The 9541-nt window shown below is 71.8% G+C and carries 10 protein-coding genes; 6 read left to right on the forward strand and 4 right to left on the reverse strand.

Translation table 11 applies throughout. From position 1 onward, the window contains the following. Positions 1 to 361: cellulose binding domain-containing protein (locus GSF22_RS25530; RefSeq protein WP_208816279.1), on the forward strand; the 361-nt coding region annotated here is incomplete at its 5' end. Between the two features lie 63 nt (positions 362 to 424). On the opposite strand, the gene GSF22_RS25535 is transcribed toward GSF22_RS25530, so the two are convergent. Beyond that, positions 425 to 1204, reverse strand: a complete 780-nt coding sequence (locus GSF22_RS25535) for a glucose 1-dehydrogenase (RefSeq protein ID WP_208816280.1) — start codon at positions 1202 to 1204, stop codon at positions 425 to 427. A 156-nt stretch (positions 1205 to 1360) separates the two neighbouring features. Further along, positions 1361 to 3205, reverse strand: coding sequence for a glycoside hydrolase family 15 protein (locus GSF22_RS25540; RefSeq protein ID WP_208816281.1), 1845 nt, complete (start codon positions 3203 to 3205; stop codon positions 1361 to 1363). Between the two features lie 163 nt (positions 3206 to 3368). On the opposite strand from GSF22_RS25540, the gene GSF22_RS25545 reads away from it, so the two are divergent. Next, positions 3369 to 3953 carry a general stress protein gene (locus GSF22_RS25545; protein WP_208816282.1) on the forward strand — a complete coding sequence of 195 codons (585 nt, stop codon included), beginning with the start codon at positions 3369 to 3371 and terminating at the stop codon, positions 3951 to 3953. 61 nt (positions 3954 to 4014) lie between these two features. On the opposite strand, the gene GSF22_RS25550 is transcribed toward GSF22_RS25545, so the two are convergent. After that, positions 4015 to 4629 carry a GNAT family N-acetyltransferase gene (locus GSF22_RS25550; RefSeq protein WP_244454109.1) on the reverse strand — a complete coding sequence of 205 codons (615 nt, stop codon included), beginning with the start codon at positions 4627 to 4629 and terminating at the stop codon, positions 4015 to 4017. A gap of 99 nt (positions 4630 to 4728) precedes the next feature. Here GSF22_RS25550 and GSF22_RS25555 point away from each other — a divergent pair, with 99 nt between their 5' ends. Both GSF22_RS25555 and GSF22_RS25560 read left to right on the forward strand, forming a co-directional pair. After that, on the forward strand, positions 4729 to 5211 hold the full coding sequence (locus GSF22_RS25555; RefSeq protein WP_208816283.1) for a MarR family winged helix-turn-helix transcriptional regulator: 483 nt from the start codon (positions 4729 to 4731) through the stop codon (positions 5209 to 5211). Between the two features lie 10 nt (positions 5212 to 5221). Next, the gene (locus GSF22_RS25560; protein ID WP_208816284.1) at positions 5222 to 6208 is read left to right on the forward strand and encodes a pirin family protein; all 987 of its coding nucleotides are present in this window, start codon (positions 5222 to 5224) and stop codon (positions 6206 to 6208) included. A gap of 172 nt (positions 6209 to 6380) precedes the next feature. Here GSF22_RS25560 and GSF22_RS35515 read toward each other — a convergent pair whose 3' ends face one another. Beyond that, positions 6381 to 6509: a hypothetical protein gene (locus GSF22_RS35515; protein ID WP_280116974.1), complete on the reverse strand. Its 129-nt coding sequence runs from the start codon at positions 6507 to 6509 to the stop codon at positions 6381 to 6383. 145 nt (positions 6510 to 6654) lie between these two features. On the opposite strand from GSF22_RS35515, the gene GSF22_RS25565 reads away from it, so the two are divergent. Together GSF22_RS25565 and GSF22_RS25570 are read left to right on the forward strand one after the other, a co-directional pair. Then, complete coding sequence (locus GSF22_RS25565) at positions 6655 to 8244, forward strand: phospholipase D family protein (RefSeq protein ID WP_208816286.1); 1590 nt, start codon at positions 6655 to 6657, stop codon at positions 8242 to 8244. Positions 8245 to 8611: 367 nt separating this feature from the next. Next, positions 8612 to 9454 carry a SigB/SigF/SigG family RNA polymerase sigma factor gene (locus GSF22_RS25570; protein WP_208816285.1) on the forward strand — a complete coding sequence of 281 codons (843 nt, stop codon included), beginning with the start codon at positions 8612 to 8614 and terminating at the stop codon, positions 9452 to 9454. The last annotated feature ends 87 nt before the right edge of the window (positions 9455 to 9541 follow it).

Here is a 9541-nt window from a genome sequence, read left to right on the forward strand (position 1 = left end):
GTCACCGACCGCCTCCCCCACGCCCACCACGTCGCCGACCACGCCGGGTACCGGCTGCACGGTGGTCTACACGCCGAACGCCTGGACGGGCGGGTTCACCGCGGAGATCCGGGTCACCAACCGGGGCGGCGCCCTCAACGGCTGGACGGTGTCCTTCACGGCCGGCGCCGGGGTGCAGCTCAGCAACGGCTGGAACGGCCGGTGGAGCCAGAGCGGCCAGCAGCTCACCGTGAGCAACGAGAGCTGGAACGGCTCCGTGCCGGGCGGCGGCACGATCAATGTCGGGTTCCAGGGCACCTACACCGGGTCGTCCCTCCCCGCACCGTCCGGCTTCACCCTGAACGGCACCCCCTGCGCCTGACCGGTTGCAAGGAAGGGCCCCTTCTTATCGCATTCGGTATAGGAAGGGGCCCTTCCTCACACCTCAGGCGCCCTGGCCCTGGTTCTGCATCAGCCCGCCGTCCATGACGTACGTCGACCCGGTCACGTAGTCCGCGTCGTCGCTGGCCAGGAAGACCGCCAGCCGGCCGATCTCCTCCGGCTCGGCGGCCCGCTTCCACGGGATGCTCTGCACCTGCTCCGCGAGGTACTGCGGGTCGTCGATGGCCTGCTGGTTGAACGGGGTGAGGACCATCCCCGGCGCGATGTTGTTGACGTTGATCCCCATCGGGGCCACCTCCAGGGCGAGGCTCCTGGTCAGGTTCCGCAGCGCGCCCTTGCTGGTGTCGTAGTCGCTGCCCCCGGCCCGGGGCACCTCCTGGTGCACCGAGGTGATGTTGATGATCTTCCCCTTGCCGCCCTGGTCCCGGCGGTGCCGGACGAACCGGCGGCAGCAGAAGAACGCCCCGTAGACGTTGGTCCGGATCGCCCGGTCCCAGGTTTCGGTGTCCAGGTCGACCACCGGCGTACCCGAGGCGTCCACCCCGGCGTCGTTCATCAGGATGTCCAGCCTGCCGAACTCGGCCAGCGCGCGGTCGAACATGGCGTCGACCTGGTTCTCGTCGGTGATGTCGCCCTGCACGACGACCGCCCGCCGACCGGCCTGCTCGATCTGTTCCCGGGTGTGCTCCGCGCCGTCGTGGTCGTGCAGGTAGTGCACCACGACATCGGCGCCCTCCCGGCCGAACTCGATCGCGGTCGCCTGCCCGATACCCGAGTCCGAGCCGGTGATCAGGGCGGTCCGTCCCGCCAGTCGTGCGGTCATCAGTGGTCTCCTCCCCTTCGCCCCCACCGACTCCGGTCGGGGCGTACCCCCGCACCGGGTGGTACGGGCGGGTCTGCTGCCGGCCGCACGTCCCGTGGCCGGGACGGGCTGGCGTCATCCGGGCGCCCCGTGACCGGGACGGGCCGGATCGTGCGGTCAGCTCCGGGCGGCGTCGGTGAGCTGCCCGGCGGCGATGATCAGGCCGATGTGGGAGAACGCCTGGGGAAAGTTGCCCAGTTGCTCCCCGCTGGCCGGGTCGATCTGCTCGGCGAACAGGCCCAGGTCGTTGGTCCGGGCCGCCAGACCCTCGAACAGCCGGCTCGCGCGGTCCGTCTCGCCGGCGAGCGCGAGGCAGCCGACCAGCCAGAACGAGCAGAGCACGAAGCCGGCCGGGTCACCGGACCAGCGGCGGAGCAGTCCGCCGTGCGACAACCGGCGCTCGACGAGGTCCATGGTGGACCGCATCCGGGGATCGGTGGCCGGCAGGAAGCCGACCAACGGCATGATCAGCACCGAGGCGTCCAACTCGTCGGAGTCGAAGGCCCCCGCGTAGGCGCCCAGGCGGGCGTTCCAGGCCCGCTCCAGGATCGTGTCCCGGGCCCGGTCCCGCTCCGCCGCCCAGCGGGCCACGTCGGCCGGGTCCCCCAGCCGGGCGCCGAACCGTACCGCGCGGTCCAGCGCGGTCCAGCACTGCACCTTGGACGCGACATAGTGCCGTTCCGCGTCCCGGGCCTCCCACATGCCAGCGTCCGGCAGTCGCCAGGCTCCGGCCGCCTGGTCGGCGAGGGTCCGCAGCAACTGGCGTACGGAGGGCGGCATCGGGTCCAGGTAGTAGCGCATCAGCCAGGCCGCGTCGAGGATCTCGCCGAGTACGTCGGTCTGCCGTTGCAGCCACGCGTCGTTGCCGACCAGGACCGGTCGACTGTCGGCGTACCCGGCCAACCACGCCAGCCGGTGCTCGGTCAGGTCCCGCTCGCCCTCCACGCCGTACATGATCGGGACCGGCTCATCGCCGACCCGCCCCACCGCGCGGGCCACCCAGTCGAACTGCCGGACCGCCTCGTCGGGGCAGGCCGCCCGCCAGAGTGCCTGGAGGGTGAGGCTGAAGTCGCGCAGCCAGACGAAGCGGTAGTCGTAGTTGCGGTCCCCGCCCGGCTCCTCCGGCAACGAGGTGGTGGCCGCGGCGACCACGGCACCGCTGCGCTGGTACGTCATGCCCTGGACGACCAGCGCGCTGCGCCGTACCTGCTCGGGGTAGCGGCCCTGGTACTCGTGCAGGTGGGCCCAGGACCGCCAGCCGTCCACCGCGTTGGCCAGCGCCGCGTCGGCGGTGGCCAGGGTCCCGTCGGCCCCCGCGCCGACGGCGGTGCCGGTGTCGGGCGGTACCGACCCGGAGCCGGCGTAGGTGCCGGAGGCGGCCAGGACGAACCGTTCGGACTCTCCCGCACGGAGCACGAACCGTCCCACCGCCTCGCCCTCGTCGCAGGTCAACGGGACACTGCTGTGCAGGGTCAGGGTGTCCGGACCACCGGTGGCCCGGATCGTCCCGTCCTGTCCGTCGAGGTAGGGGGTGACCCGGCCGTACCCGAACCGGGGCCGGTAGCAGAGTCGCACCGGTACCGTCCCGGCCAGTCCCTCGACCACCCGGACCAGCACGGCCGGCGACCGCCGGCCGACGTCGTGGCCCCGGGCGCCGGTTTCCAGCGCCAGCGCGTCGGTCACCGCCACCGAACCCTGCCCGGTGTGGAAGACGGTACGCAGGACGAGCGTGTCGTCGAGATAGCCGCGTTCGGTACGGAAGTCCGCGTCGGGCTGGATGGTCCAGTGCCCGGCGGCGGCGTCGAGCAACCGCCCGAACACCGCAGGGGCGTCGAAGCGGGCCGGGCACCACCAGTCCACGGTGCCGGCGCGGTCCACCAGGGCGGCGCTGCGACCGTCGGCGAGGAAACCGTGGTCGCTGATCCGTCCGGTCCCCCGACCGGCATCCGGTTTGGTCCGCATGCCGGTGCCTACCCGGTGTGCCGGGGCGGCAATCGTCCGGGGGCGGCAACCGTCCCGCGCGAGGACGGCATCCGTCGCGCGCCGGGTCGGCAACCGCCGATCGCATCCGGGTTACCGCCGCCACCGACCGGGAACGCGACGGGCTGAGGCGAAGGAGGCGACCATGACCAGACCCTCGACATCGACCGCCGCCTGGCAGCCGGGGATGCCCGGGGCCAGCAACCTGCCGGCCGGGCCGGCGGGACGGCCGGCCCCGCCCAGCGGCGACGGCCACGGCCCCCAGATGGGGCGTCCGTCGGTCACCATCGGCACGTACCCGGACTATCCGTCGGCGCAGCGGGCCGTGGACCATCTGGCCGACAACCGCTTCCCGGTGGAGAGCACCGCCATCGTGGGTACCGACCTGACCCTGGTGGAGACGGTGCTGGGCCGGATGACGACCGGCCGCGCAGCCCTGGCCGGCGCCGGTACCGGTGCCTGGTTCGGTCTGTTCATCGGGCTGCTCTTCGGCATCTTCACCGCCGGCAACTGGATCGCGGTGATCCTGGTCGGCCTGGTGATCGGGGCGATCTGGGGTGCGGTGTTCGGCGCGATAGCCCACGCGATGACCGGTGGGCAGCGGGACTTCACCTCGGCGAGTTCACTGCGGGCCAGCCGGTACGCGGTGACCGTGGACGCCGACCTCTCGGACGAGGCACGGCAGATCATGGGTCGGCTGACCCTGCCCCAGGCGGCAGCCCACCGCTGACGCGCACCACGCACGTCCGGCACCCGGCGGGACACCACGTCCCGGCGGGTGCCCGGTGCGTTCAGACGTCGGTGACCAGCCGGGCGTGCAGGTGCTCGTCGTACCGGCGGCCGTCGCCGTACCGGTACGACTGGCGCAGGGTGCCCTCCGCCGGGTACCCGGCCCGTTCGGCCACCCGGCAGGAGGCGACGTTGGCCACCGCGTGGCAGAGCTCGATGCGGTGCAGGCCGAACTGTGGGAACGCCCAGGCGGTGACCTCCTGCACGGCCCGGGTGGCGACCCCCTGCCCCCGGGCGGCCGGTACCGTCCAGTACCCGATGGAGGCGTCTCCGGCGTGGATCCGGTGCAGCGACACCGAGCCGAGCAGCAGGCCGTCGTCGGGCCGGCACACCGCGAACGACGCGTGGTCGCCGTCCGACCAGTCGGCGCGACGGCGGATCCAGTCCAGGGCACCGGGAAGGTCGGTGCCCCCGGGGGACGGGTTCCACTGGGCGATCTCCGGCTCACGGAGGCGCTGAGCACGGCCGGCGCGTCCTCGACCCGCCAGGGTCGCAGCAGCAGTCCGGCCCGGATCAACTCGACAGGTACCACGGTGGGGCAGTCTGGCCGGTCCCCCGCCCGTCCGCACCCGCAATTTCACCCCTGGCCCCGGCCGGACGCCGCCAGGGTCGGTCATTTCAAGCTTGAAGGATAGGTATCTAGCCCGTTTTTGCTGCTGTGGTGGGGAGACCGGTGCCACATTGCTTAAAATTTGAAAGAGAGCTACTCTCAGATCGTGACCGAGAGCCTCGACCCCATCCGACTCGCCTGCTGGCGCAGCTACATCGAGTCGAGCCAGCTCCTGCTCACCCAGCTCGAGGACGAGCTACGGGGCAGCAACGAGCTGAGCTTCGCCGACTACCACGTGCTGGTGCTGCTCTCCGAGGTGCCCGGCCAACGTCTGCGGATGGGTGAGCTGGCCAGCCGGCTGATCTTCTCGCCCAGCCGCCTGACGTACCAGATCTCCTCGATGCAGCGGCGCGGCCTGGTCTCCCGGGAGTCCTGCCCGGAGGACCGGCGTGGCAGCGAGGCGGTGCTGACGGCGGCCGGACTGCTCGCCCTGCACGAAGCCGCGCCGCACCACCTGCGCTCGGTCCGCGCCCACCTGATGGACGACCTCGACGACGCCGAGGTCGCCTGCCTCACCCGGGTCTTCGACCGGCTCGGCCGAAAACTCCGGGACCTGCGGGACGCGTCGTCCGCACCCTCGAAAAGCTAAGGAGTACGCCATGCCCGCGATCACCGTCGACAACGTGCTCGTCCTGCCCCGCCTGCCCCGGCTGGACGAGACGACCACCTACCGCCCGGTCACCACGGTCACCACCGCCCCCAGCGGCTACGAGGGCGAGGGTTTCCCGGTCCGTCGGGCCTTCGCCGGCGTGCCGACGCACAAGCTGGACCCGTTCCTGCACCTCGACCAGATGGGTGAGGTCGACTACGCCCCGGGTGAGCCGAAGGGCACCCCGTGGCACCCGCACCGAGGATTCGAGACCGTCACCTACATGATCGACGGGATCATGGACCACCAGGACTCGAACGGTGGCGGCGGGACGATCACCAACGGTGACACCCAGTGGATGACCGCCGGCAGCGGACTGCTGCACATCGAGGCCCCGCCGGAGCACCTGGTGGTCAGCGGTGGCCTCTTCCACGGCCTCCAGCTCTGGGTCAACCTGCCCAGGGCGCTGAAGATGACCACCCCGCGCTACCAGGACATCCGGGGGCGGGAGTCCGCCCTGCTCACCACGCCGGACGGCGGTGCCCTGATCCGGGTCATCGCCGGCGAGGTCGCCGGGCACCAGGGTCCGGGCTCGACGCACACCCCGATCACCATCACCCACGTGACGGTGCAGCCCGGGGCCCAGGTCGACCTGCCCTGGCGGCCGGACTTCAACGCGCTGGTGTACGTGCTCGGCGGGCGCGGCACGGTCGGCGTCGACCAGCGGCCGATCCACACCGGGCAGCTCGCCGTGCACGGTGCCGGTGACGCGCTGCGGGTCCGGGCCGACGAGCGGCAGGAGAGCCGCACCCCGGCACTGGATCTGTACATCATGGGTGGCGAGCCCATCCGCGAGCCGGTGGCGCACTACGGTCCGTTCGTGATGAACACCCGCGACGAGCTGATCCAGGCGTTCGACGACTACCAGGCCGGCCGGCTCGGTGTCGTCCCCGCCGCCCGGGTGCCGCACACCGACGGCGGCGACGCCCAGCTCTGATCCGGCCCGGGTCCGGACCCGCCCCACCGCGGAGCGGGTCCGGACCCGGACCCGCGCGTCCCGTCTCGACGCGATCCTGCACTTTCGGCTGACTTCCGGCCGGTTCCGGCCCGGCTGCCGGTCCGGAGGTGCAAGATCGCGTCAGACGGCCGGAAGCCGGATGGGGATCACGTCACGAGACGGCGAAGATCCCCGCCAGACCGAGCACCACCATCACCAGCACGGCGACCAGCGCGCCCCGCTCGCTCTCGACCACCGGCTGGTCGCGGTACTCCTCGGGATCTGTCGACTCGACAGGCATGTGCGGGCCTCCTCGGTGTCGTGACCCGGGCCGGGGGTCCGGCCGGGTGAACGCCGGCGACCACGTCACAGGGGGTGCGTACCGGCGTGCGGACTTCGTCGGGCGGTCCTACGGTGAGGACGTCGTCGACCTCGGAGGGCTGGACGTGGTGATCCGTGAGTGGTTCCTCACCGCACCGGAACGCGCCAACCCGGCATCAGAGTTACCCGTCTGGACCAGCGGAAACCTTGCCGAGCCGGTAATTCACGGTGCCGCGTACTTCGACCGCCTGGTGGCCGAGGTGGAGGCCCTCACCGAGGGCGACCACCTCTTCTTCACCGACTGGCGGGGCGATCCCGACCAGCTGATGCGGCCGGACGGTCCGACCGTCGCGGAGTTGTTCAGCCGTGCCGCGCAGCGCGGTGTGGTGGTCAAGGGCCTGATCTGGCGCTCACACCTGGACCTGCTGCAGTACAGCGAGACGGAGAACCGCAACCTTGCCGAGTCGATCTCGGCGGCCGGCGGCGAGGTGCTGCTGGACCAACGGGTCCGGCGGGGCGGGTCGCACCACCAGAAGCTGGTGGTGCTGCGGCATCCCCGGCAACCGGAACGGGACATCGCCTTCGCCGGCGGGATCGACCTGTGCCACAGCCGCCGGGACGACGCCGAACACACCGGCGACCCGCAGGCGGTACGGATGTCCCCCCGGTACGGCGACCGCCCGCCCTGGCACGACGTGCAACTGGCCCTGCGCGGACCGGTGGTGGGCGCCCTGGACCGGACCTTCCGGGAACGCTGGACCGATCCCACGCCACTGGACTCGGAGAATCCGCTGGCCTACCTGCGGGACCGGTTACGCGGATCGGACCTCCGGGCCGATCCGCTGCCCCCGCAGCCACCCGACCCGCCGCCGTGCGGTCCACACCACGTCCAGGTGCTACGCACGTACCCCGCCGTCCGCCCCCACTATCCGTTCGCCCCCGACGGTGAGCGGACCGTGGCCCGGGGGTACACCAAGGCGATCCGCCGGGCCCGGCGGCTGATCTACCTGGAGGACCAGTACCTCTGGTCCACCGAGGTGGCCCGGCTCTTCGCCGACGCGTTGCGGGACAATCCGGACCTGCACCTGGTCGCCGTGGTCCCCCGGTACCCGGATGTGGACGGCCGGCTGGCCCTGCCACCGAACATGGTGGGCCGGGAGCAGGCGTTGCAGGTGTGCCAGGAGGCGGCCGGCGACCGGGTGCACGTCTTCGACGTGGAGAACCACGCGGGTGACCCGGTCTACGTGCACGCCAAGGTCTGCGTCGTCGACGACGTCTGGGCGAGCGTCGGCAGCGACAACTTCAACCGGCGGTCCTGGACCCACGACAGCGAACTCTCCTGCACCGTGCTCGACGACACCCGGGACGGTCGCCCGCCGACGGATCCGGCCGGGTTGGGGGACGGGGCCCGACGCTACGCCCGCGAACTGCGGCTGCGGCTGTGGCGCGAGCACCTGGACCGGCCGGCGGACGGCAGCGGGGACGTCGATCTGCTCGACCCGGCGCAGGCGATCCGGGCGATGGAGGAGACCGCGCGGACGTTGCAGGCGTGGTACGACGGCGGGCGGCGCGGTCCCCGCCCACCGGGTCGGCTCCGACCGCACCGCCCGGAGCGGCTGCGGTGGTGGAACCGGCTCTGGGCGCTACCGGTCTACCGGCTGGTGTACGACCCGGACGGCCGTCCGTTGCGCGCCCGCCGGGGCGGCACCTGGTGAGTCCGGGTCGCACGGATGCCGACCGGTCCGGGCCGTCGGGCGCCTTCGCGTCGGCCGGACGCCCACCGGGCACCGTCGGACCGGTGACCCGGCGCCACCGACCCACGACCGGGGGTGGCGGAAGAGGTCGACGCCCCGCAACCGGGCGGTGACTCGGATCACGAGGATGCCCCCGTGCGCAGCAACTCTCCAAGATTCTTTACTGGATTTTGCCCGATTTGCGAGCAAAAGTTCTCTTTGCACATCAGCCGTTCGGCTAGCTTTCCTCAACCCGATCAGGTTAAGGTGATGCCCTGAACGGGCTATCGAACATAAACCGAAGCGTCACGTCTTTTTGTTCGCGGACGAGGTGCAGGGAGGACCACCCATGACCGCGCCAACGATTACCGAGCAGAACCCGGCGACAACCGAGCAGACCGTCACGCCGGCCCCGGTCACCAGGCTCGACCCGAACGCGCTCACCGACAGCGCCACCGATCTGCTGCTCGCCATGGCCGCGCTGCCCACCAACCACCCGTCCCGCGCCACCCTGCGCGACAAGGCCATCGAGGCCTGGCTGCCGCTGGCCAACCACCTGGCACACCGCTACAGCGGGCGGGGCGAGCCCACCGACGACCTGGTGCAGACCGCCGCCGTCGGCCTGATCAAGGCCATCGACAAGTTCGACCCCAGTCGGGGCGTCGACTTCGCGGGTTACGCCATCCCGACCATCATCGGCGAGCTCAAGCGGCACTTCCGGGACCGCACCTGGGACATCCGGGTCCCCCGCCGCCTCCAGGAGCTGCGGCTCAGCATCTCCGAGGCGAACAGCTCGCTGCTGCAGACCCTCGGCCGCTCCCCGACGGTCGCCGACATCGCCGCCCACCTCAAGATCACCGAGGAGGAGGTGCTGGAGGGTCTGGAGGGCGCCCGCGCGTACAACGCCGTCTCCCTCTCCACCCCGACCGGGGACGGCGAGCGGGCCACCGAGCTGGGCGACATGCTCGGCGGTGAGGACGGCGAGTTCGAGCTGGCCGAGTTGCGGGTCGCGCTCGGCCCGGCGCTCGCCACCCTGGACGAGCGGGAGCAGAAGATCCTCACGCTGCGCTTCTACGGCAACCTGACCCAGTCCCAGATCGCCGAGCAGATCGGGGTCTCCCAGATGCACGTGTCCCGCCTGCTGGCGCGGGCGCTGACGAAGCTGCGGGGGCAGCTCGCCGAGACCTACTGAGGGGTGGATGGTGCGATGGCCGGGTCGGCGGGCCCGGCCATCGTGCTGTCCGGCGACGGTCGGCGACCCTCCCCGCCGGTGCCACCC

The organism is Micromonospora echinofusca (genome assembly GCF_017614955.1).
GTDB classification, from domain to species: domain Bacteria; phylum Actinomycetota; class Actinomycetes; order Mycobacteriales; family Micromonosporaceae; genus Micromonospora; species Micromonospora echinofusca_A.